Annotated in this window: 23 protein-coding genes; 12 read left to right on the forward strand and 11 right to left on the reverse strand. The window is 61.8% G+C overall.

Annotation, left to right across the window (positions count from 1 at the left end; translation table 11 throughout):
* Position 1 precedes the first annotated feature (1 nt).
* Together GV002_RS08615 and GV002_RS08620 are read right to left on the reverse strand one after the other, a co-directional pair.
* Positions 2-1,849, reverse strand: coding sequence for an extracellular solute-binding protein (locus GV002_RS08615; RefSeq protein WP_160017915.1), 1,848 nt, complete (start codon positions 1,847-1,849; stop codon positions 2-4).
* Positions 1,846-3,675 carry an extracellular solute-binding protein gene (locus GV002_RS08620; RefSeq protein ID WP_160017916.1) on the reverse strand — a complete coding sequence of 610 codons (1,830 nt, stop codon included), beginning with the start codon at positions 3,673-3,675 and terminating at the stop codon, positions 1,846-1,848. The genes GV002_RS08615 and GV002_RS08620 overlap by 4 nt, the downstream gene beginning before the upstream one ends.
* A gap of 147 nt (positions 3,676-3,822) precedes the next feature.
* On the opposite strand from GV002_RS08620, the gene GV002_RS08625 reads away from it, so the two are divergent.
* A complete protein-coding gene (locus GV002_RS08625; RefSeq protein ID WP_178094630.1) occupies positions 3,823-5,265 on the forward strand; it encodes an HDOD domain-containing protein in 1,443 nt (480 codons plus the stop codon).
* Here GV002_RS08625 and GV002_RS08630 read toward each other — a convergent pair whose 3' ends face one another.
* Positions 5,266-6,843 (reverse strand): LysM peptidoglycan-binding domain-containing protein, encoded by a 1,578-nt coding sequence (locus GV002_RS08630; RefSeq protein WP_160017918.1) that lies wholly within the window; start codon positions 6,841-6,843, stop codon positions 5,266-5,268. It lies immediately after the preceding gene.
* A 121-nt stretch (positions 6,844-6,964) separates the two neighbouring features.
* Entirely contained in the window at positions 6,965-7,738 is a 774-nt protein-coding gene (gloB, locus tag GV002_RS08635) for a hydroxyacylglutathione hydrolase (protein WP_160017919.1), read from the reverse strand.
* Positions 7,739-7,810: 72 nt separating this feature from the next.
* Here gloB and GV002_RS08640 point away from each other — a divergent pair, with 72 nt between their 5' ends.
* The 7 genes from GV002_RS08640 to nudC all read left to right on the forward strand — a co-directional run bounded on the left by GV002_RS08640 (position 7,811) and on the right by nudC (position 15,816).
* Positions 7,811-8,569, forward strand: a complete 759-nt coding sequence (locus tag GV002_RS08640; protein WP_160017920.1) for a class I SAM-dependent methyltransferase — start codon at positions 7,811-7,813, stop codon at positions 8,567-8,569.
* 41 nt (positions 8,570-8,610) lie between these two features.
* Positions 8,611-9,063 (forward strand): ribonuclease HI, encoded by a 453-nt coding sequence (gene rnhA, locus GV002_RS08645; RefSeq protein ID WP_021488942.1) that lies wholly within the window; start codon positions 8,611-8,613, stop codon positions 9,061-9,063.
* A 73-nt stretch (positions 9,064-9,136) separates the two neighbouring features.
* Positions 9,137-9,895 (forward strand): DNA polymerase III subunit epsilon, encoded by a 759-nt coding sequence (gene dnaQ / locus GV002_RS08650; protein ID WP_160017921.1) that lies wholly within the window; start codon positions 9,137-9,139, stop codon positions 9,893-9,895.
* A 122-nt stretch (positions 9,896-10,017) separates the two neighbouring features.
* Positions 10,018-12,261 carry an Orn/Lys/Arg decarboxylase N-terminal domain-containing protein gene (locus GV002_RS08655; RefSeq protein WP_160017922.1) on the forward strand — a complete coding sequence of 748 codons (2,244 nt, stop codon included), beginning with the start codon at positions 10,018-10,020 and terminating at the stop codon, positions 12,259-12,261.
* A gap of 201 nt (positions 12,262-12,462) precedes the next feature.
* Positions 12,463-13,275: a crotonase/enoyl-CoA hydratase family protein gene (locus tag GV002_RS08660; RefSeq protein WP_160017923.1), complete on the forward strand. Its 813-nt coding sequence runs from the start codon at positions 12,463-12,465 to the stop codon at positions 13,273-13,275.
* Positions 13,276-13,312: 37 nt separating this feature from the next.
* Positions 13,313-14,992, forward strand: a complete 1,680-nt coding sequence (locus GV002_RS08665) for a ferrous iron transporter B (protein ID WP_160017924.1) — start codon at positions 13,313-13,315, stop codon at positions 14,990-14,992.
* Positions 14,992-15,816, forward strand: coding sequence for an NAD(+) diphosphatase (gene nudC / locus GV002_RS08670; protein ID WP_160017925.1), 825 nt, complete (start codon positions 14,992-14,994; stop codon positions 15,814-15,816). The genes GV002_RS08665 and nudC overlap by 1 nt, the downstream gene beginning before the upstream one ends.
* Before the next feature lie 91 nt (positions 15,817-15,907).
* Here nudC and GV002_RS08675 read toward each other — a convergent pair whose 3' ends face one another.
* On the reverse strand, positions 15,908-16,687 hold the full coding sequence (locus GV002_RS08675; protein WP_160017926.1) for a TSUP family transporter: 780 nt from the start codon (positions 16,685-16,687) through the stop codon (positions 15,908-15,910).
* A 101-nt stretch (positions 16,688-16,788) separates the two neighbouring features.
* Between GV002_RS08675 and GV002_RS08680 the strand changes: the two genes are divergently transcribed.
* On the forward strand, positions 16,789-17,436 hold the full coding sequence (locus GV002_RS08680) for a hypothetical protein (protein ID WP_160017927.1): 648 nt from the start codon (positions 16,789-16,791) through the stop codon (positions 17,434-17,436).
* Between the two features lie 275 nt (positions 17,437-17,711).
* Here the strand turns inward: GV002_RS08680 and GV002_RS08685 are convergent, their stop codons facing one another.
* From GV002_RS08685 to GV002_RS08700, 4 genes are all read right to left on the reverse strand, one after another.
* Complete coding sequence (locus GV002_RS08685; protein ID WP_160017928.1) at positions 17,712-18,479, reverse strand: SDR family oxidoreductase; 768 nt, start codon at positions 18,477-18,479, stop codon at positions 17,712-17,714.
* 16 nt (positions 18,480-18,495) lie between these two features.
* The gene (locus GV002_RS08690) at positions 18,496-19,563 is read right to left on the reverse strand and encodes a phosphotransferase family protein (protein ID WP_160017929.1); all 1,068 of its coding nucleotides are present in this window, start codon (positions 19,561-19,563) and stop codon (positions 18,496-18,498) included.
* A gap of 221 nt (positions 19,564-19,784) precedes the next feature.
* Positions 19,785-20,096: an SCP2 sterol-binding domain-containing protein gene (locus GV002_RS08695; RefSeq protein WP_003459932.1), complete on the reverse strand. Its 312-nt coding sequence runs from the start codon at positions 20,094-20,096 to the stop codon at positions 19,785-19,787.
* A gap of 56 nt (positions 20,097-20,152) precedes the next feature.
* Positions 20,153-20,851 carry a histidine phosphatase family protein gene (locus GV002_RS08700; protein WP_160017930.1) on the reverse strand — a complete coding sequence of 233 codons (699 nt, stop codon included), beginning with the start codon at positions 20,849-20,851 and terminating at the stop codon, positions 20,153-20,155.
* A 198-nt stretch (positions 20,852-21,049) separates the two neighbouring features.
* Between GV002_RS08700 and sohB the strand changes: the two genes are divergently transcribed.
* Positions 21,050-22,069 carry a protease SohB gene (sohB, locus tag GV002_RS08705; protein ID WP_160017931.1) on the forward strand — a complete coding sequence of 340 codons (1,020 nt, stop codon included), beginning with the start codon at positions 21,050-21,052 and terminating at the stop codon, positions 22,067-22,069.
* A 72-nt stretch (positions 22,070-22,141) separates the two neighbouring features.
* Positions 22,142-23,131, forward strand: a complete 990-nt coding sequence (locus GV002_RS08710) for a YhdH/YhfP family quinone oxidoreductase (RefSeq protein WP_160017932.1) — start codon at positions 22,142-22,144, stop codon at positions 23,129-23,131.
* A gap of 38 nt (positions 23,132-23,169) precedes the next feature.
* On the opposite strand, the gene GV002_RS08715 is transcribed toward GV002_RS08710, so the two are convergent.
* Positions 23,170-23,607 carry a hotdog fold domain-containing protein gene (locus GV002_RS08715; protein ID WP_160017933.1) on the reverse strand — a complete coding sequence of 146 codons (438 nt, stop codon included), beginning with the start codon at positions 23,605-23,607 and terminating at the stop codon, positions 23,170-23,172.
* Positions 23,608-23,710: 103 nt separating this feature from the next.
* Between GV002_RS08715 and GV002_RS08720 the strand changes: the two genes are divergently transcribed.
* Positions 23,711-24,295, forward strand: coding sequence for a TetR/AcrR family transcriptional regulator (locus tag GV002_RS08720; RefSeq protein WP_160017934.1), 585 nt, complete (start codon positions 23,711-23,713; stop codon positions 24,293-24,295).
* Here GV002_RS08720 and GV002_RS08725 read toward each other — a convergent pair.
* A complete protein-coding gene (locus GV002_RS08725) occupies positions 24,292-25,059 on the reverse strand; it encodes a DODA-type extradiol aromatic ring-opening family dioxygenase (RefSeq protein ID WP_160017935.1) in 768 nt (255 codons plus the stop codon). The genes GV002_RS08720 and GV002_RS08725 overlap by 4 nt on opposite strands.
* Positions 25,060-25,093 lie beyond the last annotated feature (34 nt).

The following is a 25,093-nucleotide window of genomic DNA, read 5'->3' on the forward strand; positions in this document are numbered from 1 at the left end:
GTTATTGCTCCGCCTGTTCTGCGGCTTGCTGCGGGGCCTCGCTCGGCTGCTCCAGGTCCGGGCGGACCCACCAGGTGTGCAGACCGATGTCGTAGAGCGGCGTCACCTTCGGATGCTCGAAGCGGTTCCAATAGGCGACGCGCCAGGTCTTGATGTGCCAGTTTGGGATCACGTAATAACCCCACAGCAGCACGCGATCGAGGGCGCGGGTGTGGGCGATCAGATTCTGCCGGGAGTCGGCGTTGATCAGCCCCTCGACGATCTGGTCGATGGCCGGGTCCTTGAGGCCGATGAAGTTGCGGCTGCCGGGATTGTCGGCGCTGGAGGAGTGCCAGTATTCACGTTGCTCGTTGCCCGGCGAGTTGGACTGGCCGAAGCCGCTGACGATCATGTCGAAATCACGTGAGCGCAGGCGGTTGACGTACTGCGAAACGTCGACGCGGCGAATCACCAGATCCATGCCGAGATCGGCCAGGTTGCGCTTGAATGGCAGCAGCACGCGCTCGAACTCGGTTTGCGCGAGGAGGAACTCGAAGCTGACCGGCTGACCATTGGCATCGAGCATGCGATCACCTTCGATACGCCAGCCGGCCTGCTGCAGCAACTGGTAGGCGCGGCGCTGTTGCTCGCGAATGATGCCGCTGCCGTCGGTGACCGGTACGCGGAACTCTTCGCTGAATACCTCGGCCGGAATTTTGCCGCGCAGCGGCTCGAGAATCGCCAGCTCGTCTTCGCCGGGCAGCCCCTGCGAGCCCAGTTCGGAATTGTCGAAGTAGCTGTGGGTGCGGAAATAGGCGCCGTTGAACAGGCGCTTGTTGGCCCATTCGAAGTCGTACAGCAGGCCCAGGGCCTCACGCACGCGGCGATCCTGGAACTGCGGGCGACGAGTGTTGAAGATGAAGCCCTGCATCCCGGTAGGGTTGCGGTTCTGGATTTCTTCCTTGATCAGTTGGCCATTGGCAACCGCCGGAGTGTTATAGGCCGTGGCCCAGTTCTTCGCGCTGGTTTCCAGCCAGTAGTCGAACTGGCCGGCCTTGAGCGCCTCCAGGGCCACGGTGTTGTCGCGGTAGTAGTCGATCTGGATGGCGTCGAAGTTGTAGAAGCCGCGACTGACGGGCAGATCCTTGGCCCACCAGTCGTCGACCCGCTCGTAGCGGATGCTGCGGCCGGGCTGGACGCGGCCGACCTTGTACGGGCCGCTGCCCATTGGTACGTCAAGGTTGCCCTTGCTGAAGTCGCGCTCGGTCCACCAGTGCTTGGGTAGCACCGGCAGTTGGCCGACGATCAGCGGCAGCTCGCGGTTGCCGGCGTGCTTGAACACGAAGCGCACGCTGTGCGGTGACTCCACTTCCACCTGCTCGACATCTGCGTAATAGCCGCGGTACATCGGGGCGCCTTTTTCCATCAGTGTATCGAAGGTGAACTTGACGTCTTCGGCGGTGATCGGCGTGCCGTCGTGGAAGCGGGCTTCCTTGCGCAGGAGAAAGCGCACCCAGGCGTTGTCAGGTGCCTTCTCGATCTTTTCCGCCACCAGTCCGTAGGCGGTAAAGGGCTCGTCCATGCTCTGCACGGTAAGAGTGTCATAGATCAGGCTGATCTCGTCGGCAGCCACGCCCTTGCTGATAAAGGGGTTGAGGCTGTCAAAGCCGCCGAAACCCGCTTCGCGAAAAGTGCCGCCTTTGGGCGCTTCGGGGTTGGTGTATTCGAAATGCGTGAAGTCGGCGGGGTATTTGGGCGGCTCGTCATAGAGGGTGACGGCGTGTTTGGGGGCGGCGAAGGCAAGGCCGGCCAGGCCGAGCAGAATGAGGCTGCTACCTTGGAGCAGGAAACTGCGCAGCGGGTGGGTCATCGAGCGTTCTCCGTGGGCTTCAGCCACCAGGTGCGCAGGCCCAGCGTGTAGGGCGGCGTGGTGACGAAGGCGAACCGGTTGCGGTACGCCAGGCGGTGATAATTGATGTACCAGTTGGGAATGCTGTAGTGCTGCCAGAGCAGGACCCGATCCAGGGCCCTCGTGGCTGCTATCTGTTCGTCTCGAGTCTGCGCCGAAAGCAGCTTGTCGATCATCTCGTCGACTACCGGATCGTTGACCCCTGCATAGTTCTTGCCACCTTTGATGCTCACCTGGCTGGAATGGAAGTACAGCGATTGTTCCAGGCCCGGGCTGAGGGTTTGCGGCAGGGTCAGCAGAATCATGTCGTAGTCGAACTGGTCAAGGCGTTGCTTGTACTGGGCGCGGTCAACGGTACGCAGGTTGGCGCGTATGCCGATACTGGCGAGGTTGGCAGTGTAGGGCTGGAGGATGCGTTCGAGGCTGGGGTTAACCAGCATGATCTCGAACTCGAGGCGTTGACCGCGTGCATTACGCAGCTCCTGGCCGGCAGGCTTCCAGCCGGCATCGGCCAGTAGACCGAGGGCGCGGCGCAAGGTTTCCCGGGGGATGCCACGGCCGTCGGTTACCGGTTGTGTCGGGGCTTCGGTGAACAGGCGTGCGGGCAGCTTGTCGCGATGTGGTGAAAGCAACAGCCACTCCGCGCCCTCGGGTTTGCCGGTGGCCGAGAATTCGCTGTTGGGGTAGTAACTGGCGGCGCGTACGTAGGCATTGTTGAACAGCGCGCGATTGGTCCACTCGAAATCGAACATCAGCCCCAGTGCCTCGCGCACCCGGCGGTCGCTGAACAGGTCGCGGCGCGTGTTCATGAACAGCGCCTGGGTCTGGGTCGGGATCTGGTGTGGTATCTCGGCGCGAATCACATCGCCACGGGTCACGGCCGGAAAGCGATAACCGTTGCCCCAGTTCTTGGCCTGGTTCTCGATGTAGAAGTCGAATTCACCGGCCTTGAAGGCTTCGAAGGCGACATGGTTATCGCGGTAGAACTCCACTTCGATGCGGTTGAAGTTGTACTTGCCGCGATTGACCGGCAGATCCTTGCCCCACCAGTCCTTCACCCGTTCGAAAACCAGACGGCGGCCAGGCACGACCTGAACGATGCGGTATGGCCCGCTGCCCAGTGGCGCATCGAAGGTGGTGCTCTTGAAGTCGCGGTCTTTCCAGTAGTGCTGCGGCAGCACAGGCAGTTCACCCAGGCGCAGGATCAGCAGCGGGTTGCCGGCGCGCTTGAAGACGAAGCGGATGCGGTGGCGGCCCAGAATGTCGACGCGTTTCACTTCCTGCAGGTTGGTACGGTACTGCGGGTGACCGTCATTGCGCAGCAGGCGATAGGAGAAAGCTACGTCGTAGGCGGTGATCGGCTTGCTGTCGTGAAAGCGCGCTTCTGGCCGCAGGTTGAACACCACCCAGCTGCGGTCCTCGCTGTACTCGACGCTTTTCGCGATCAAACCATAACTGGAGGCAGGCTCATCCCCCGAGGGGTCGTAAGCGCCAGTGCCAACCATCAAGGGTTCGTTCAGCTCGTTGGCGCCGTACTGCAGGAAATGCGCAGTGCTGATCGGGCTGCTGCCCTTGAAGGTATAAGGGTTGAGCGTATCGAATGTGCCGGACGCCATGATGCGCAACGTGCCACCTTTGGGCGCATCGGGGTTGACCCAGTCAAAATGACTGAAGCTGGCAGGATACTTGAGTGTCCCGAACTGGGCGTAGCCGTGGCTCTCGCTGATAGTCGCAGAGGCGGGAAAGCTCAAGGCCAGGCTGAGGAACAGCAGTAGGAGGGGACGCATCGGGCGTGAGATCCGATCCATGGCGGCGTTTGGGCTTCTGGGTCGGTACAGTAACAGCTTGTATGGACAGGAAAAAGAGTGCTGCGGTGGGCAGGCGGTTACGACGCGATGACATACACTTCAGGGACACACCATGAGGGTACGAATTTGTCGGAACGAAGCCATGGTTTGCAGTCATGGATCGATCGCCTGAACCAAGCCGAACTGCCCGCGCTGGCTACAGTGGTGCAGGATCTGCAACGCCTTGCGCAGCAGGATTCTGCGTCGGTACAGCAACTGGCAGATGTGTTGTTGCGTGATGCGGCGCTGACCAGCAAGGTGTTGCGGGTCGGCAACAGCGTCTACTACAACCCTTCCCAGGAAACCATAAAGACCATCTCGCGAGCCATCGTACTGATCGGCTTCGACAATGTGCGCCTGATCAGCCTTTCTGTGAGCCTGGTAGACGGGCTGCTTACCCGCGCTCCGCGTGAGCAGTTGCAGATGTTGCTCGCGCGGTCGTTCCACGCTGCAGTGCAAGCACGCAACCTGGCCGGCTATGTCATTTCCGGGCACACCGAAGAGGTGTTCATCGCTGCGCTGCTCCATCATCTGGGCGAGTTGGCGTTCTGGGGCTGTGGTGGGGCGCAGGCTGACGAGCTGGCCGACGCCCTTGAGCGCCCCGGTGTCGATGTCGATGAGGCGGTGCGCGAGGTGCTCGGTGCCAGCTTTCGTCAACTTACCCAGGCGTTGCTGAAAAGCTGGAACCTGGGCGAAACCGCCATCCTCGCCCAGGCGGGCGCCAGTCAGCATGACCCGGCTGCCTACGCCGTACAGTTGGGTGTGCGTATCAGCGAGGCGGCGCTGGATGGCTGGGATTGTGCAGAAATGGAGGGCGTGCTGGGAAAGGTAGCGGCATTTATCGAACTGACTCCGGAGGAAACCCTTCAGCAGGTGCTTGCCAGTGCTGATGAAGCGGTCAAGGTCGCCTCGACCTTCGGTGCCAGCAAGTTGTGCCGGTTGATTCCCAATACCGATCCCGAGCAGATTCGCCAGCAACAGGAAGAGCGTCGTGCGCGTTTGCTGCAGCCGGATCTGCTGGTGATGCAGCAGGCATTGCAGGATCTCGGCCTGATGGTCAATGCCAGGGCCGATGTCGGGCTGGTGCTCGACACCTTGCTCAAGGGCTTGCATCGAGGCGCTGGTCTGGAGCGGGTGATGCTCACGGTTCTGGCCGACGGGCAAAGCCGCTTTCGCGCCAAACGGGTGATCGGTGAAAAGGCTCAGCAATGGCTGGAAGACTTCGTGTTGCCGGCCGAGCAGGCGGAGCAGCCGCATATCTTCAGTTATGCGTTGCGCCATCGTGAGGCGATCTGGATGGGCGTGCCCGCCAGCTACAATCTGGCCGAACTGGTGACCCAGCCGATTCGGCGCAATCTTGGCGCTGGCATGTTTTTCATCGCACCGATCATCGCGGGTACGCGGGAAATCGGCGTGCTATATGCCGACAGCAGGCTGTCCGGGCGGGCGCTGCGACATGAGCAGTTCGTGGCGTTTCAGCGTTTCACTCAACTGGCGGGGCGTTGCCTGGAGGCGATCAGCAAGCGCTGATCACGGCAGATAGAGGGTCAGCATTTGCCCGGGACGCAACTTGCTGCTCCGCGGATTCCAGGCTTGCAGGTGCTTGAGGTCGATCTTGAAGCGTTTGGCGATCACGTACAGCGAGTCGCCATGCTGGACGCGGTAGTAAGTGGCCTTGTCCCGTGAGCTGGAGCTGTTGCGCGTCGTGCTGGCAACCTGTGGTGCGCTGTCAGCGGCAGCCAGGTTGAGCACCTGGCCGACTTTCAGCTGATTGCCTTGCAGCTTGTTCCAGCGCTTGACGTCATGCACGGCGATCTGGTTGGCGCGAGCGATCTGCCACAGGCTGTCGCCATTCTTCACCTGATAGGTTCGGCCGGCCGGGCTCTGTGCGGTGTTGCGCTGTTGATACAGTGGCTCGCTCGGTTGCGCGCCAGGTTTGCCAGGAATGGTCAGTACCTGGCCGATTCTCAGGTTGTTGCTGCTCAGGCGGTTGACGTCCTTGAGCATGCTCACTGTCAGGTGATGACGGTTGGCAATGGCGTGCAGGCTATCGCCGGAGCGGACGGTGTAGCGCTGCCAGTCGACCATTTCCTGCGGTTTCATCAAGGCCAGGTTGGCGCTGAGCATCTCTGCTTTCTCGGTCGGTACCAGCAGGTGTTGCGGGCCGTCGAGGGTAATGCCGTGCTTGTAGGCGGGGTTGAGCTGCAACAACTCCTGTTCATCGAGGTCGGCCAGTTTGGCGACGCGGGCCAGATCCATGTGCTGCTTGATTGCGATCTGTTCGAAGTAGGGTTCGTTGGCGATTGGTGAAAGGGTAACGCTGTAGGCTTCCGGCGTCAGGATCACCTGTGACAGCGCCAGTAGCTTGGGCACGTAGTCCTCGGTTTCCTTGGGCAGCGGCAGGTTCCAGTAGTCGCTGGGCAGGCCGAGTTTTTCGTTACGCTCGATGGCACGACTGATGCGACCTTCGCCAGCGTTGTAGGCCGCCAGGGCGAGCAACCAGTCGCCGTTGAACATTTCGTGCAGACGGCTCAGGTAGTTGAGCGCGGCTTCGGTCGAGGCGGTGACGTCGCGGCGGCCGTCGTACCAGTTGGTCTGGCGCAGGTTGTAGTAGCGGCCGGTCGAAGGAATGAATTGCCAGAGACCGACCGCGTGCGCCGAGGAGTAGGCCTGTGGGTCGTAAGCACTTTCGATCACCGGCAGCAGCGCCAGCTCCATCGGCATGTCACGTTCGGCCAGGCGCTCGACGATATAGTGGATATAAGGCGCGCTGCGCTCGCTGACGGTATTGACGTGTTTCGGGTTGCTGGCGTACCACAGACGCACGCGTTCGATACGCGGGTTGATGCCGATTTCATCCTGCAGCTTGAAACCGTCGCGCAAGCGCTCCCAGATGTCCGTGTATTCGCGAGGTTTGACTTCGTTGCTACTCAGCCACTCGGCCTCACGCTCCAGACCAATGGCACGAGAAGTATCGGTAGAGTGATCCGGGGTGTCACTGGGCAGGCTCTGACAGCCGGCCAGGATCATGCTGCACATCACCGCGAGCGCTCGGGAGCTTCGCGCCAATGCCTTTATATTCAATGGCTTGCGTGATGTTAAAGGCATTGGGTGAGGTGTATGTCCCGGCGGAAAGATCGGGCGATTCTAGGAATCGTGCCGGGGGTGGTCAAGTTTTCGCCAGTCTTGATCTGGTCTTTTGCGGGCCTGTCGACCTTTTTCTCGGTGACTAAAACCTGTCTTTCCAGGCACGCAGGCTAGCGAATACGGCGCTTGGCTCGCTCGGCTGCCGGTCGTCGCGTCCTTTGGCCGCAGCGATGATCGAAGGCTCGCCAACACGCAGGAAAGGATTGGTGGCCAGTTCCAGTTCGATGTTCGACGGCAGGCTGATGCGGCCTTCATCGCGCCAGCGGGCGACTTCGGCCAGGCGCGCACTGACGTCCGGGTTGTGCGGCTCGACGGCATGGGCGAAGCGCAGGTTGCTCAGGGTGTATTCGTGGGTGCAGTACACCAGCGTGCTGGCGGGCAGTGCCGCCAGGCGGCTCAGGGATTGGTGCATCTGTTGCGGTGTACCTTCGAACAGGCGCCCGCAGCCGCCCGCGAACAGAGTGTCGCCACAGAACAGCAGGTTCTGTTCGGCGTGGTAGTAGGCGATATGACCGAGGGTATGACCGGGTACGGACATGACCTCGAAGTGCAAGCCGAGCACCTCGATCTCGTCGTTGTCGTTCAGGTCGATGTCACGGGCCGGGATCTTTTCCGCCGCCGGGCCGGCGACACGGGCACCGGTAGCCGTCTTCAGTTGCTCGACACCGCCAACATGATCGAAGTGATGATGGGTAATCAGGATGTCGCTGAGTGTCCAGTCAGGATGGGCCTGAAGCCAGGCCATGACGGGGGCCGCATCACCGGGGTCGACCACGGCGCAGCGTTTGCTGCTGGCGTCCTGCAGCAGCCAGATATAGTTGTCATTGAAGGCGGGCAGCGCGTCGATCTGGATCATTGCGGGTCGCTAAGCAGGTGATAAAGGTGCATCTTAGACACGACATGCAGAACCTGTCATGTGGAGGCAGCGATGACTGATCAGGCATTCGCCCAGGCCGACCCTGAGTGGCTAAAACTCATCGGCGAGGCGCGCGACTGGCTTGCCGGGCCGCTAGGCCAGCTGATGCTGGAAGAAGAGCGGCGCTTGCTGGAAGAAGAGCTGGCGCGCTTTTTCGGGGGCTATCTGGTGAGCTACGGCCCCGGCGCCGAAGGCCCGCCCAGAGCGGGGCAGATCCAGCACAACGTGCGTCTTGGCGCGCCGATGCCTGGCGTGCAGATCGTCTGTGAGGAGCAAGCCTGGCCCTTGGGTGAGCACGCCGCCGATGTGGTGGTGCTGCAGCATGGTCTGGATTTCAGCCTGTCGCCTCACGGCCTGCTGCGTGAGGCGGCTCGCAGCGTCAGGCCTGGCGGGCATCTGTTGGTCCTGGGTATTCACCCCTGGAGCGCCTGGGGCGTGCGTCGGTTGTTTGCCCGGGACGGCTTGGCCAAGGCACGTTGCATCGCTCCGAGCCGTGTCGGTGACTGGCTGAGTTTGCTGGGCTTTGCGTTGGAGAAACGGCGGTTCGGGTGCTATCGTCCGCCGCTCGCTTCGCTGGCCTGGCAAATGCGCCTGCGGCGAATGGAAAGCTGGGGCGATGCCTGGCAGTTGCCGGGCGCCGGTTTCTATCTGTTGGTGGCGCGCAAGCTGGTGGTTGGCCTGCGTCCGTTGCGGCAGTCGCGTCGGGAGCCGATGGGCAAGTTGCTGCCAATGCCGGTGGCCAAGGTCAGTCGGCGCGATCTCGACAACTGAATGCCAGGCTGCGGCCAAACAATTCTGTACAGAGTTTATGAATGTCTGAAACCCATGATGTGGTGATTTACACCGACGGTGCCTGCAAGGGCAATCCCGGCCCCGGAGGTTGGGGCGCGCTGCTGGTGTACAAAGGCGTGGAGAAGGAGCTTTGGGGCGGCGACCCCAATACCACCAACAATCGCATGGAGCTGATGGCGGCGATTGCCGGCCTGATCGCGCTGACCCGGCCGTGCTCGGTCAAGCTGGTGACCGACTCGCAGTATGTGATGAAAGGTATCCAGGAATGGCTACCGAACTGGAAGAAACGCGGCTGGAAGACCGCCTCGAAAGAGCCGGTGAAGAACGCCGACCTCTGGCAGAAGCTGGATGAGGAAGTGAATCGTCATCAGGTGAGCTGGCAGTGGGTGCGTGGGCATACTGGCCATCCCGGCAACGAGCGTGCCGACCAGTTGGCCAATCGCGGTGTCGACGATGTGCGTGCGGCGCGCTGAGCGGTGACATGGCACCTGAGTTAAGATGCTGCGCTGAATGTGCGGCAACCCGAATAGATGAGAGAGGCAAGGCGTGACAACCGAGAACACCGTCAAGCGCTACGTAGTGCTGGATACCGAAACCACGGGTATGCCGGTCACTGACGGGCACCGCATCATCGAGATCGGTTGTGTCGAATTGCTGGGCCGCCGCCTGACCGGGCGTCATTTCCACGTCTACCTCAACCCCGATCGTGAAATCGATGAAGGTGCCATCGCGGTTCACGGCATTACCAACGAGTACGTCGCCGACAAGCCGCGTTTCAAGGAGGTCGCCGATGAATTCTACGAGTTCATCAAGGGCGCTCAGCTGATCATCCACAACGCGGCGTTCGACGTTGGCTTCATCAACAACGAGTTCGCCCTGCTGGGGCAGAGCGAGCGTGCCGACGTCAGCGATTACTGCTCGGTACTCGATACCCTGATGATGGCGCGCGAGCGCCATCCGGGGCAGCGCAACAGCCTGGATGCGCTGTGCAAGCGTTACGGCGTCGACAACTCCAACCGCGAACTGCACGGCGCCTTGCTCGACTCGGAGATTCTCGCCGACGTCTACCTGGCGATGACCGGCGGCCAGACCAATCTGTCCCTGGCCGGTGAAGGCGCCGATGGCGATGGCAGCGGGCGCCAGCAGGCCACGCCGATCCGCCGTCTGGACGCCTCTCGTCCGCGTACGCGTGTCATTCGCGCCAGCGAAGAGGAGCTTGCGGAGCATCTGGCGCGCCTGGCCGTGATCGAGAAATCCGCTGGCGGTCCGTCGCTGTGGGCGCAGCTGGAAAAAGCGCCGGAATAACCGAACAGCGCAATTGCGACCTTTTCTTATAGCGTGATGCTCAGGGGGGTTCCGCCGATCAGGGGGAGCCTCTAACCTGAGGCGATGGGCAGGCCGAGCCTGCCAGCCTTCAGGACGTCACAATGTATAAAGACCTCAAGTTTCCCGTCCTAATCGTGCACCGCGACATCAAGGCCGACACCGTGGCCGGTGATCGCGTGCGCGCCATCGCTCAGGAGCTCACCCAGGACGGTTTCAGCATTCTGCCCACGGCGAGCGCCGCCGAGGGGCGTATTGTCGCCTCCACCCACCATGGTCTGGCCTGCATCCTGGTGGCGGCAGAGGGAGCAGGGGAGAACAGTCGCCTGCTGCAGGACATGGTCGAGCTGATTCGCGTGGCGCGAGTGCGTGCGCCACAGTTGCCGATCTTCGCCCTGGGCGAGCAGGTCACCATCGAGAATGCGCCGGCCGAGGCCATGGCCGATCTCAACCACCTGCGCGGCATCCTCTATCTCTATGAAGACACCGTGTCCTTCCTGGCGCGGCAGGTGGCGCGTGCGGCGCACAACTACCTCGACGGCCTTCTGCCGCCGTTCTTCAAGGCGTTGGTGCAGCACACCGCGCAATCCAACTATTCGTGGCACACGCCGGGGCATGGCGGTGGCGTGGCCTACCGTAAAAGCCCGGTGGGTCAGGCCTTCCACCAGTTCTTCGGTGAGAACACGCTGCGTTCGGACCTGTCCGTATCGGTGCCGGAGCTAGGGTCATTGCTCGATCACACCGGCCCACTGGCCGAGGCCGAGGCGCGCGCAGCGCGCAACTTCGGCGCCGACCATACCTTCTTCGTGATCAACGGCACCTCGACGGCGAACAAGATCGTCTGGCATTCGATGGTCGGTCGCGACGACCTGGTGCTGGTGGACCGCAACTGCCACAAGTCGATCCTGCACTCGATCATCATGACCGGCGCGATTCCGCTTTACCTGTGCCCGGAGCGCAACGAGCTGGGAATCATCGGGCCGATTCCGTTGAGTGAGTTCAGCAAAGAGTCGATCCAGGCCAAGATCGACGCCAGCCCGCTGGCGCGTGGCCGTGCGCCCAAGGTCAAGTTGGCGGTGGTGACCAATTCCACCTACGACGGGCTCTGCTACAACGCCGAAATGGTCAAGCAGGCGCTGGGGGATTCGGTCGAAGTACTGCACTTCGACGAGGCCTGGTACGCCTACGCCGCCTTTCACGAATTCTATGCTGGCCGCTATGGCATGGGCACCCAGTACGACGAGCGCTCGCCGCTGGTGTTCACCACCCATTCGACGCACAAGCTGCTGGCGGCCTTCAGCCAGGCCTCGATGATTCACGTGCAGGACGGCGGGCAGCGGCAACTGGATCGTGATCGTTTCAATGAAGCCTTCATGATGCACATTTCCACGTCGCCACAGTACGGCATCATCGCCTCGCTGGATGTGGCTTCGGCGATGATGGAAGGCCCAGCCGGTCGTTCGCTGATCCAGGAAACCTTCGACGAGGCGCTGAGCTTCCGCCGGGCATTGGCCAATGTACGGCGCAACCTGAGCGCCGAAGATTGGTGGTTCAGCATCTGGCAGCCGGGTAAGGCCGATGGTGCTGACAGCTTGGCGACTTCCGACTGGGTGTTGCAGCCGGACGCTGATTGGCATGGCTTCGGTGAAGTGGCCGATGACTATGTGCTGCTCGATCCGATCAAGGTCACGTTGGTGATGCCCGGTCTCAATGCGGCCGGTAAACTGGAGCAGCAGGGGATTCCCGCAGCGGTGGTCAGCAAGTTCCTCTGGGAGCGCGGCTTGGTTGTGGAAAAAACCGGCCTGTACTCCTTCCTGGTGCTGTTCTCCATGGGCATCACCAAGGGCAAGTGGAGCACGCTGCTGACCGAACTGCTGGAGTTCAAGCGCAGCTACGACGCCAATCTGCCGTTGATCGACGTGTTGCCCTGCATCGCCCACGCGGGCGGTGGACGCTACCAGGGTATGGGCCTGCGAGATCTGTGCGACGCGCTGCATGGCTGCTACCGCGAAAACGCCACGGCCAAGGCGCTGAAAAGCATGTACACGGTGCTGCCCGAACTGGCGATCAAACCTGCCGATGCCTATGACCGTCTGGTGCGCGGCGAGGTCGAGGCGGTGCCCATCGACCAGTTGCTGGGACGTATCGCTGCGGTGATGCTGGTACCTTACCCGCCGGGTATTCCGTTGATCATGCCGGGCGAGCGCTTCACTGCCGCCACTCGTTCGATTCTCGACTACCTGACCTTCGCGCGGACCTTCGACCAGGCCTTCCCCGGCTTCGATATCGATGTGCACGGCTTGCAGACCGAAGCGGGGCACTATTGTGTGGACTGTCTCGTGGAGTGAATTGACGAGGTGACTGCCGAGGGCAAGACTCTCGGTAGATCAAGCCCTTATCCGTGATACTCAAAGCGGTTGTTAACGTCCGGGGCGTGCCCTGCGTCACAGTGGCAAGCATCGACTTTTATGACGCGCTTGTTATAGTTGCTCGGTTATTAATCACAAAATTGTTACTGTGCTGCCGAGCCGCGGCTGAGGATGCCTGCCATGTCCGACTACAAAGCCTTCCGCGTCGAGCTGGCGGACAAGATCGCCCATGTGCAGATCAACCGTCCCGACAAAGTCAACGCAATGAATGCCGACTTCTGGCGCGAGATCATCGAGATCTTCCAGTGGGTTGATGACAACGATGCAGTTCGTGTCGTGGTGCTCTCCGGTGCCGGCAAACACTTCTCTTCGGGTATCGACCTGATGCTGCTGGCCTCGGTCGGTGCCCAACTGGGCAAGGACGTTGGCCGCAATGCCTCGGCGCTGCGTCGCAAGATTCTCGAGCTGCAAGCTTCCTTCAACGCTGTCGACAACTGCCGCAAGCCAGTGCTGGCTGCCATTCAGGGTTACTGCATTGGCGGCGCCATCGACTTGATCAGCGCCTGCGACATGCGTTACTCCAGCGTCGATGCGCAGTTCTCGATCAAGGAAATCGACATGGGTATGGCCGCTGACGTCGGCACCCTGCAGCGCCTGCCACGCATCATCGGCGACGGCATGATGCGCGAGCTGGCCTTCACCGGACGCACCATCGACGGTAACGAGGCTGCGCGCATCGGCCTGGTCAATCGCACCTACGAAAATCACGAGGCGCTGCTGGCCGGGGTGATGGAAATCGCTGCACAAATCGCCGCCAAGTCGCCGATTGCCGTGCGTGGAACCAAGGAAATGATTCGCTATATGCGCGATCACCGGGTCGATGATGGCCTTGAATACATCGCTACCTGGAATGCCGCCATGCTGCAGTCGGAAGACCTGCGCCTGGCCATGGCGGCGCATATGACCAAGCAGAAGCCGGAGTTCGCCGACTGATGCCGTATTCGCTGATGTTCGCTGCGAGGCCTAGAGCATGGTAAGTGGAGCCACATCCCTGAATCTGGTGCGCGACGAGCTGTTCGTCACCATGGAAGAGGCCGAGCAGAGCCTGGAGCATTTCATCGCCGAGCGGCACAACGGCAGCCTGTTGCAGCAGGCGGTGGAAAGCCTGCACCAGGTTCGCGGCACGCTCAACCTGATCGAGCTGGCCGGCGCCGAGTTGCTGGCCCAGGAAGTGCTGGATCAGGCCACTGATATTCCCGCCGGTGCTGGTGAGGAGCGCGATGCGCAGCTCTCGGCACTGAGCAATGCCCTGCATGTGCTGCGCCGTTATCTGGAAAACGTCGACGCCCATCGCCAGGAAATGCCCGAGTTGCTGCTGCCGGCGATCAACGATTTGCGTCAGGCTGGCGCGCAGCAGCCGCTGCCGGAAAGTTTCTTCTTCAGCGTCCGCCTCGATCATGCGCGGCCACACACGGCTACCCAGCCACTCGATGGCGCGGCCAAGCTGAGCGAAGGCAAGCGCCTGCGTCACATGTATCAGGTTGGGCTGCTGGGCTTCATCCGTGAGCAGAATCCGCAGGCCAGCCTCAAGCTGATGGTGCGTGCCATGGCGCGCCTGGATAGCCTGTTCGCCAACGAGCCGCGTGGGCGCATGTGCTGGATTGGTGCTGCGGCCATCGAGGCTCAGTGCGATGGCCAGCTGCTGCCGCGCAAATCGCGCAAACAGTTGTTCTCGCGGGTGGATCGCGAACTCAAGCTGATGCTTGGTAACCCTCAGTACGAAGCGCCGCGCAGCTTGCTCAAAGAGTTGCTGTATCTGGTCGCGCTCGCTGACAGCCATGGCCCGCACACCAGCGCCATGCGCGACGTATTCGGTCTCGCGCCGCTGCCGTTCACCGATCACTTGCTGGAAGAGGAATACCGGCGCCTGGCCGGGCCGGGTCAGGCGGTGATGCGTTCGTTGTCCACGGCGATTCGCGAAGAACTGGCCAGCGTCAAGGACATGCTTGACCTGCTCGAGCGCGGCACCTTGCAAGGCGAAACCTTGGGCACTCTGCATGCGTTACTGGGCAAGCTGGCCAAGACCCTGGGCATGGTCGGTCTGAACTCTGCCGGCAACTCGCTCGGCGCGCAGCTGCCGCTGGTTGCCGCCTGGAGCGAAGATGCGCCGCCACAGGCGGAGCAACTGCACAAGCTGGCCGATGCCGTGCTCTATGTCGAAGGCATGGTGGCCAGCCTGGAACGTGGCGAAGGTCGCGATATCAGACCGGCTCCCGTCGAGCCGGGCAATGAGGCCGACTCTTTCGCCACTCATCAGCTCAATGAAGCCCGTATCGTCGTGGTCGACGAGGCCCAGGCCGGTCTGGCTCTGGCCAAGCGCGCGATCACCGCGTATCTGGAGTCGGCTGGCGACAAGATGCACCTGTCCAACGTGCCGTTCAGCCTGCAGGCCGTGCGGGGCGGCTTGTGGTTCCTCGAGCAACGCCGAGCCGCGATGCTGGTCGGTGCCTGTGCCGACTATATCCAGGCGCGTATGCTCGAGTCCGCGCAAATGCCGTCGGAGCAGATGCTGGAAACCCTGGCTGATGCCTTGAGCAGCCTCGAATACTACCTGGAAGCGGGCGCAGTGATGCGTCCTGAAACCCGTCCCAGCGTGCTCGACCTGGCTGAAGAAAGCGTCAAGGCACTGGGCATGCCGGTGGCGGCCTGATGGTCTGGCGCAATACCTTCCTCGACCCAGCCCAGCCTGGCGGCTGGGCACTGCTCTACAACCAGCAGCACTTTCTCGCCGACAGCAATGGCGTGCTGTTCCCGCGTGATTGGGTCAAGCGCCAGGACCTGCCGATTCTCGGCGAGCAGGGTATCGGTCATTTCGGTGACGATGCCGTTTACCTGCTGCAACTCAAGCTCTCGGCGACGCTGGAGGGCTGCAGTTGGCAGAGCCTGCGTCAGTTCATGCTGCAGGGGGAAGCAGAAACCTTCCGCATGCTGGCCTATGCCGCGCAGATCGGCACCTGGTACGCCGAACATCGTTATTGCGGCAGTTGCGGTGCGCCGACGCGCCAGCTTCCTGGTGAGCGGGCGATGCGTTGCGACAGCTGCGAATCGCAGCACTATCCGCGCATTTCTCCGAGCATGATCGTGCTGGTCACGCGGGGCGACGAGATACTCCTGGCGCGTTCGCCGCGTTTCGTCACTGGGGTCTACAGCACCCTGGCCGGGTTCGTCGAGCCGGGCGAATCGGTGGAGCATTGCGTGGCGCGGGAAGTGCGTGAGGAAGTCGGCGTCGAGGTGCGCAACCTGCAGTACATCGGTAGCCAGGGCTGGCCGTTTCCGCATTCGCTGATGCTTGGCTTTCACGCCGAGTACGCCGGTGGCGAGATCGTCATGCAGGAAGACGAAATCGAGGATGCGCGTTGGTTCCGTGTCGATGAGTTGCCACCGCTGCCTGCGTCGCGCTCCATCGCTCGCCATCTGATCGATCTTTACGTGGCGCGCCGGTTGGGATTGCCCGAGCCTGTGCTGCCGGCGTAGAGCACTTCATGCAGGAGCGCTTCAGGCGCGAACCTCTCCGATCATTTCGAGGCTGAAGCCGCTCCTACGTGGTCCCGGATGGCCCGCCGAATCAGCCAAACCAGTGCTGCCAGACCAGGCGTGCGGTCAATGCCAATACCACCGTAATGAATACCGGGCGGATAAACTTCGAACCGCCCTTGATCGCTGTGCGTGCACCGAGAAAGGCGCCGACCATCAACGCGGCGCCCATGGTCAGACCGAGCACCCAGGCGACCTGGCCGAAGGCGATGAACACGGCCAGCGCCGCCGCGTTGCTGACGAAGTTCATGGTGCGCGCCACACCGCTGGCACGCACCAGATCCAGTGGGTACATGAGCAGGCTGCTGACCGTCCAGAACGCGCCGGTGCCAGGGCCCGCCACTCCATCGTAGAGTCCCAGGCCAAGCCCTTGCGGCCATTGCCGGCCGCGCGCGATCGGCAGGTCGTGTTCGGCGGGTGCTTCTGGCATGCGTCCGAACAGCAGGTAAACACCGCAGGCGAAGACAATCACGGGCAGCATCTGGTTGAGCCAGGCGGCCGGCATCCAGTGTGCGATCACGGCGCCGAGCAGGGCGCCGATCAGGGTCGCCAGCAAAGCGTTGCGCCATTGCTTCGGATCGAACAGCTTGCGGCGATAGAACGTCAAAGCTGCAGTGCCGGAGCCGAAGGTGGCGCACAACTTGTTGGTGCCCAGCACCAGATGTGGCGGCAAACCTGCGGTAAGCAGGGCTGGGATGGTCAGCAAGCCGCCGCCACCGGCAATAGCGTCTATGAAGCCGGCGATGAAAGCGACCAGGGCGAGAATGGCCAGCGTGCTGGGATCGATGGCGAGCTCGAGAGCGAATGGCATATAAAGTGTCGACTTGTGGGCGAGTGCGCAGCCTGCCGGCTGTTCGTCGTGGGGAGAGCTGCGCATAATGCCGGGATTTCGTCAGAGAAGGAACGCAATCGATGCAATACGACGGGTTGGCCTGGGCCGTGGCGCTGCTGGCCGTATTGGTGCTGCTGGTGGCATTGCGCATTCTGCTCAATACGGGCTGGTTCCTAGGCTGGTTGCGTGGCACCTGTGGTCTGGCATTTCTAGCCCTGGCCGGCCTGGTCGGTCTGGTGGCTTACGATCTGTATGCCTACGAGCCGCTGCAGCCGGGCAAGCCGCTGGTAACGCTGAGCTTCAAGGCCGATGGTCCGCAGCGTTATCAGGTGACGTTGCTCGAAGGAGGGCGCGAGCGCACGGTCACGCTCGAGGGCGACATGTGGCAACTCGACGGTCGCCTGATTCGCTGGAAAGGCCTGGCCGAGCTGATAGGACTTGAGCCGGGTTACCGCCTTGAGCGTCTGTCCGGGCGTTTTCTGGCCATCGAGCAGCAGGCGTTGGCGCAACATGGTCGCGTGCAGTTGGCTGAAAGCCCCTACGGTGTGGACCTGTGGCGCTGGTTGCGCCTGAATCAGCGCGATTTGCTGCTGTTCGACCCGCAGGCATTGCGTGTCACCTACCTGCCGATTGCCGCCGATGCTGTTTACAGCGTCAGCCTGACGCCGACCGGCCTGCTGGCCGAACCCATGAACCCCGCCGCCGAAGCCGCGCTTAAGGATTGGTAGCGGCCGGGCGGGTGGATGTAGGGTGGGCTTTAGCCCACCCTACAAAAATTGATGAACCTCTCCCGCTTGATGGGGAGGGTGCGTGAAGGGCGGGAGAGGGGAGCGAAGTTGGCGTTCACCTCGGTGCTGTAGGGTGGGCTTTAGCCCACCGCGATCTTCATTGGTGGGCTAAAGCGGAGCGCCGCCCAGCACACCCTACAATTGCGCTGCGCTAGGCCTATCCTGTTTACGACAAAGGCACCCTGAGGTGCCTTTGTCGTTTATGCCGTCTGGCCTCAGGAGAGGAAGCCGCCGTCCACGTTCAGTGCCACGCCGGTGGTGTAGCTGGACGCTTCGCTGGCCAGGTACAGCACCGCGCCGGCCATCTCGCTCGGGTCTGCCACGCGCTTGAGCGGGATGCGCTGCAGGGCGATGTTGAGGATCGCGTCGTTCTTGGTCAGTGCCGAGGCGAACTTGGTGTCGGTCAGGCCCGGTAGCAGAGCGTTGCAGCGAATGCCGAACTGCGCGCACTCCTTGGCGAACACCTTGGTCATGCTGATCACCGCGGCCTTGGTCACCGAGTAGATGCCCTGGAATTCGCCCGGCGAGACGCCATTGATGGAGGCGACGTTGATGATCGAGCCACCACCGCCTGCCTTCATCAATTTGCCGCCTTCGATGGACATGAAGTAGTAGCCGCGAATGTTCACGTCCACGGTTTTCTGGAACGCGCCCAGGTCGGTATCCAGTACGTTGCAGAACTGCGGGTTGGTGGCTGCGTTGTTGACCAGGATGTCGAGACGGCCGAACTGTTCCTTGATCTGTGCGAAGACCTGGGTGATCTGCTCCATTTCGCCGATGTGGCAGGCGATGGCGGTGGCCTTGCCGCCCTCGGCAGTGATGGCATCGGCCACGGCCTGGCAGCCCTCGATCTTGCGGCTGGAGACGATCACGTGGGCGCCTTGCTGGGCCAGTAGTTTGGCAATTGCCTCGCCGATGCCGCGACTGGCGCCGGAAACGAAGGCGATCTTGCCATCGAGGTCGAACAGTTGGGTCTTGGACATTGTAATTACCCCGGGGTTAGAGAGTGGATTTGCCGATGACTTGCAGGCTCATCTGCTCCAGCAGCTTGTTCATCTGAATGAACTGGGCGAAGCGTTTGTCCTGGGTCTGGCCGTGATAGAAGCGGTAGTAGATCTGCTGCACGATGCCGGCCAGACGGAACAGGCCATAGGTGTAGTAGAAGTCGAAACTCTTGATTTCGATGCCGGCTTTTTCGGCGTAGTAGTCGACGAACTGCTGGCGGGTAAGCATGCCTGGCGCGTTGCTCGGCTGGCGACGCATCAGTTGCACCGGAGCCGGGTCACCGGCTTCGATCCAATAGGCCAGGGTGTTGCCCAGGTCCATCAGCGGGTCGCCGATGGTGGTCATCTCCCAGTCGAGCACGCCGATGATCTGCATCGGGTTGTTCGGGTCGAGGATCACGTTGTCGAAGCGGTAGTCGTTGTGCACGATGCCGGGCTTGTGGTGATCTGCCGGCATCTTGTCATTCAACCAGGCCTTGACCGGCTCCCAGGTCGGCGCGTCCGGGGTCAGGGCTTTCTCGTAGCGCTCGCTCCAGCCCTTGATCTGACGCCCGACATAGCCCTCGGGTTTGCCCAGGTCACCCAGGCCGCAGGCGCTGTAATCGACGTTATGCAACTCCACCAGTTTGTCGATGAAGCTCTTGCACAGCGCGCTGGTCTGTTCGGCGCTGAAGTTCAGCTCGGCCGGCATCTCCGAGCGCAGGATGATGCCCTTGACCCGCTCCATCACGTAGAACTCGGCGCCGATCACCGACTCGTCGGTGCAGTGCATGTAAGCCTTGGGGCAGTAGGGGAAGCCGGCGTTGAGCTGATTGAGAATGCGGTACTCGCGGCCCATGTCATGGGCTGACTTGGCCTTGTGGCCAAAGGGCGGGCGGCGCAGGACGAATTCCTGCTGCGGGTACTCGATCAGGTAGGTCAGGTTTGAAGCACCGCCGGGGAACTGGCTGATCTTGGCTACGCCGCTCAGGCCTGGAATATTGGCTTTCAGATAAGCGTCGATGACGTCAGCGTCGAGTTCTTCGCCGGTGCGGATACGGGTGGATTGGTCGGTGAGCGCCATGCTTATCCCTTCTGCTTATGATGGGTGCCCTAGATAATTGGTTAATCTAATGCTGCACTCAGGCTGTCACAAGCAATACGCGCCGTTATAGGCGGGCGTGTTGCACCTCGATCAAACTGCCTGATCAGTCATTTCGGTTTGTCATCTTGGCCGCAAATCACGGGCAAAAAAAACCGGAGTGCCAGGACTCCGGTTTTCGTGTTTTGCGCTCAGCTCGCCGATCAGACCGGGAACAGTTCGCCCAGCTTCATCGCCAGCATCATGTCGCCTTCGGCGCGCAGCTTGCCAGCCATGAAGGCCTGCATGCCGTCGGTTTCGCCGCTGACGATGCCCTTGAGGGTTTCGCTGTCCATGATCAGGGTCACGTTGGCGTTCGGATTGTCGCCTTGCTCGAGGGCACAGGTGCCATCCTTGACGATCAGCGCGTAGTTTTCGCCATCTTCGATGTTGAACTGGAATACCAGATCCAGGCCTGCAGCGGCGCTGGCGTTGAACTTGGACTGCATGGTTTGGGCGATGTCAGCAACACTCATGGTCTTATCCTTTTTCGGTTTTTTCGCGCAGCCTCACGGCCGCAGTGGGCTGGAGCTCATCGGTAGGTGATGAGCTCCGGCGCCTTCAGCAGCTGTAAATGCACATGGCTGTTGAAGGAAGCCAGACTCACCTCGCTGCCGCGGAATTTCAGCAGGCTGAGCGAGGTATTGACGATTTGCCAGTTCAGTTCGAATGCCTTTGCCGCCGGGACGCCGGTAATCAAGCGGAGCAGGGCGGTGATGGTGCCGCCGGAGGTGAACACGGCGATATTCTGTTTGCTGCCTGCCTGCTCGAGAATGCGCCGCAGGCCACCTTCGACCTGTTCGACATAAGCCTGCCAGCTCTGCAGGCCTGGTTTGTCATGTTCGCCGGAAATCCAGCGCTGGATCAGTTTGGCGAAAAGGCGCTGGAATTCGGTACGGTTCTGCGCACCGTTACGCAGGATATGCAGGGCTTCGGGCTCTTCCGGCAGCAGATCCGGCAGCAGCGTGCGAATTACCGCGTCGGCATCGAATTCGTTGAAGGCTTCGTCGATGTCCAGCGCCGGGGCGTTGCTCATGTGCTGCAGGGCTGCGTTGGCGGTGTGCTGTTGGCGGCGCAGGCTGCCACTGACGCAACGATCGAGACTGATGCCGAGTTGCTCCAAGTGCTTGCCCAGCACTTCGGCCTGGCGCACGCCGACGGGAGACAGGACATCGTAGTTGTCTGCACCGAATGAAGCCTGGCCATGTCGAATCAGATAGATGCTGCCCACGTCCGTATTGGTCTCGGCACGTTGAATGTTTGGCGAGGGTATGAGGAAGCTCGGGGGCTGTCAACGAAAAAACATACGCTTGTTTGAATTGCTTTTATGTCCATTGCGCAGTGCTGCCGCGCTTGGCCGGCGAGGCGCTGCGCCGTATGCTTGAGCCTTTGTGCGCTCAGGCGCCGCTGCATTGTCCAAGGGGGATCCGTGGAGTTTCTTAGCGAGTACGCCAGCTTTCTGGCGAAAACCCTGACCCTGGTGGTCGCCATCGTCGTGGTGCTGGTAGCGATCGCTGCCACGCGCGGCAAAGGGCGACGCGGCAGTGGTCAGTTGCAGGTTCAGAAGCTCAATGATTTCTACAAGGATCTGCGTGAGCGCCTAGAGCACAGCGTGCTGTCCAAGGATCAGTTCAAGGCCACGCGCAAGGCGCAGGCCAAGGCTGCCAAGCAGGAGAAGAAGGCGCCGCCCAGCAAGCCGCGGGTGTTCGTGCTGGACTTCGATGGCGATATCAAGGCGTCAGCCACCGACAACCTGCGCCACGAAGTGACGGCGCTGTTGTCTATGGCCAAGGCCGAGGACGAAGTGGTGCTGCGTCTGGAAAGCGGCGGCGGTATGGTGCATAGCTATGGTCTGGCGTCGTCGCAGCTGGTGCGCATCCGCGATGCCGGCATCCCGCTGACCGTGTGCGTGGACAAGGTGGCGGCCAGCGGCGGTTACATGATGGCCTGCATCGGCCAGAAGATTCTCAGCGCGCCGTTCGCCATCCTTGGCTCCATCGGGGTGGTGGCGCAGTTGCCCAACGTGCATCGCCTGCTGAAAAAGCACGAAATCGATTTTGAAGTGCTGACGGCTGGTGAGTACAAGCGCACGCTGACCGTATTCGGCGAGAACACCGAAAAGGGCCGGGAAAAATTCCAGGAAGACCTGGAGACCACCCACGAACTGTTCAAGGGCTTCGTTGCCCGTTACCGCCCACAGTTGGACATCGATGCCATTGCCACCGGTGAGATCTGGCTGGGCATGGCGGCGCAGGAGCGCCTGTTGGTTGACGAACTCAAGACCAGCGACCAGTACCTGGCCGAGCGCGCCGTCGAGGCTGAACTGTTCCATCTGCATTTCGCTCATAAGAAGAGTCTGCAGGAGCGCGTCGGGCTGGCTGCCAGCATGGCGGCAGATCGCTTCGTCCTGACCTGGTTGAGCAGACTCAATCAGCAACGCTTCTGGTAACGCTTCGTTCATGATGGGCTGCACGAGCGACTTGTGCCGCGCAGCCGCGAGCCACGACAAGAGGAGAGGATGATGACCGAGTTCAAGGCCTTGCTGGTCAGCGAAGGCGCCGATGGCGGTTTCCAGCGTGAAGTGGTCCAGCGTAACGTCGAGCAACTGCCGCAGGGCGAACTGCTGATCCGCGTACGCTATTCCTCGCTCAACTACAAGGATGCCCTCTCCGCCAGCGGCAACCGTGGCGTGACCAAGACCTACCCGCATACGCCCGGCATCGACGCGGCGGGGGTGGTCGAAGCTTCCAGCGTTGCCGAGTTCGCCGTGGGCGACGAGGTGATCGTCACGGGCTACGACCTGGGCATGAACACTGCTGGTGGTTTTGGCCAGTACATTCGCGTGCCTGCCGCCTGGGCGATCAAGCGCCCACAAGGCTTGCCGCTGCGCGAGGCGATGATTCTCGGTACCGCCGGCCTGACCGCCGCGCTGTGCGTGGACAAGCTGGAGCAGGCCGGTGTCACTCCCGAGTCCGGCACCGTATTGGTCACCGGCGCCACGGGCGGCGTTGGCAGCATCGCCGTGGTGCTGCTCAAGCAGCTGGGCTATCGCGTCGCTGCCGCGACCGGCAAGGCCGAGCAGGGCGATTTCCTGCGTGGCCTGGGTGCTGACGAGATCGTCAGCCGCGAAGAGCTGCAGCAAGGGAGTGAGCGTCCGATGCTCAAGGAACGCTGGGCGGGAGCGGTGGACACAGTGGGTGGCGACATCCTGTTCAATGTGGTCAAATCGTTACGCCACAGCGGCAGTGTGGCTTGCTGTGGGCTGACCGCTGGTGTCGGTTTCCAGGCCAGCGTCCTGCCGTTCATCCTGCGCGGTGTCAACCTGCTGGGCGTGGATTCGGTGGAGCTGCCACTGGTGGTCAAGGCTTCCATGTGGGACAAGCTGTCGCTGCAGTGGAAGCTCGATCTTTCGCCGCTATGCGAGGAAATAGGCCTGGCCCAGTTGCCTACGGCCATCGAGCGGATACTCTCCGGCGGTATGGTTGGCCGTATCCTGGTGCGACTCGACTGAGTGAGTCAGAGGCCCGTTGATGACGGGCCTCTGCATTTTCAGGCCTGGCTGACGTACATGGTGATCTCGGCGCGGAACACCGGCTTGTCGCCGACGTAGGCCATCACCGGCACCTTGATGTCGCCGGTCTGATCCCAATCCACCGCGCTGCCATCGGCCACCGTGCGGATGTCGCCGTCTGCCTTGGCCAGGTATTCCACCGTCATCCCTTTGGGAATCCAGCGGCAACCGTCAGGAATGGAGGCGTCTGTCATGCTGCCGGCGGCAAGCTCGGCCGCATTGCACAGGGCAATGGCGTGCACTGTCCCGATATGGTTCAGCACTTCGCGGCGTTTGGCGAAGCTGACCTCGGCATAGCCGGGACGCAGCTCGACCATCTGCGGAGCGATAGTGGCGAAGTAAGGGGCGACCTGGCCGATCATCGCGCTGAACTGGGCAGCGCCGGCCTGCTGGAACATCTGCAACATCTGACTCATGACTCTCTCCTGCGTATTGGCGATTGAAGATGAGCGCGCGCCGAGGCAGTATACGAGCATTAGAAAGTTATTCTAGAAAAATATTCTAGTCATAGGAAGCGGCATGGCCCGTCCATCGCGTAAAGACGAGATCCTGCAGGCAGCGTTGGCCTGCTTCACCGAGCACGGCGTCGATGTCACCACCATTGAGATGATCCGTGACCGCTCGGGGGCGAGTATCGGCAGCCTGTATCATCACTTCGGCAACAAGGAGCGGATCATCGCCGCGCTCTATCTGGCCGGCACCGCGCAATACGCCGACATGCTGCAGCGCGGATTTGCCAGCGCAGCCAGCGCTGAGGCCTGCGTCAAGTTGCTGGTGACCAGCTATATCGACTGGGTGGTGGCCAATCCGGACTGGGCGCGTTTTATCCTGCACAGCCGCAGTCGGGTCGAAGCGGGGGAGATGGGCGGTGCTCTGCGCGACGCCAATCGTCAGCATTTCGCGAAGATTCTCACGGCGCTCACCGAGTACCGTCTGCAGGGGCTGTTCAAGGCGCTGCCGGACGACTGTTTCGCCTCGGTGGTGATTGGCCCAGCGCATGATCTGGCGCGCAACTGGCTGGCTGGCCGCACCCAGAGCAATCTGGGCGAGTGCCGCGAACTGCTGGCGCAGATCGCCTGGGACAGCGTGAAAAACAGCGGCTAGCCGAAGCGATAGATATCCATCCCCAGTGCACCGTAGGTGAAACCACTGTGCTCAACCTTGAAGGCGCCGCCAGCACCGCGGGCGAAGAACAGCGGTAGCAGGTGTTCGTCGCTGGGGTGATTGCGTACGGCACTCGGTGCCAGGTGACGGTAATGGTGCAAGGCCTCTTCGTCGTTCGCTTCGAGCTTTTCCACCACCCAGTCGCGAAAGGCCTTGGCCCAGGGCGTGATGACGTCCGGTCCGGCGCGCCAGTCGAGTTCGCCGAGATTGTGGGTGATGCTGCCAGAGCCGATCAGCAATACGCCTTGCTCGCGCAGATCGGCCAGCGCGCGGCCGATGCGGGTCTGCAGCTCGGGGCCCATGCGGCTTGGTAGCGACAGTTGCAGCACGGGAATATCGGCTTGCGGATACATCAGCGACAGCGGAACCCAGGCGCCATGATCGAAGGGGCGCTGAGCATCGAGCTCAGCCGGCAGGCCGGCCTCGTTCAATTGCCCGGCGATCTTCGCGGCCAGCTCTGGTGCGCCGGGTGCCGGATACTGCACGGTATACAGTGCAGCCGGGAAACCGCCGAAGTCGTGCCAGGTTTTGGGATGCTCGCCCGCCGTCAGCAGCAGGCGCTGGCTTTCCCAGTGGGCCGACACCACCACGATGGCTTTGGGCCTGGGCAGCTCGGCGGCCAGTCTGGCCAGGGCAGGGCCGCTGGCACCTGGATCCAGGGCCAGCATGGGCGAACCATGGGATATGAACAGTGAGGGCAGCATGGCGATCAGCTCCTGAAGTAGGATGTCGTCATCT

Origin of the sequence: Pseudomonas sp. 8O (assembly GCF_902506495.1) — a bacterium.
Lineage (GTDB): Bacteria > Pseudomonadota > Gammaproteobacteria > Pseudomonadales > Pseudomonadaceae > Aquipseudomonas > Aquipseudomonas chaetocerotis.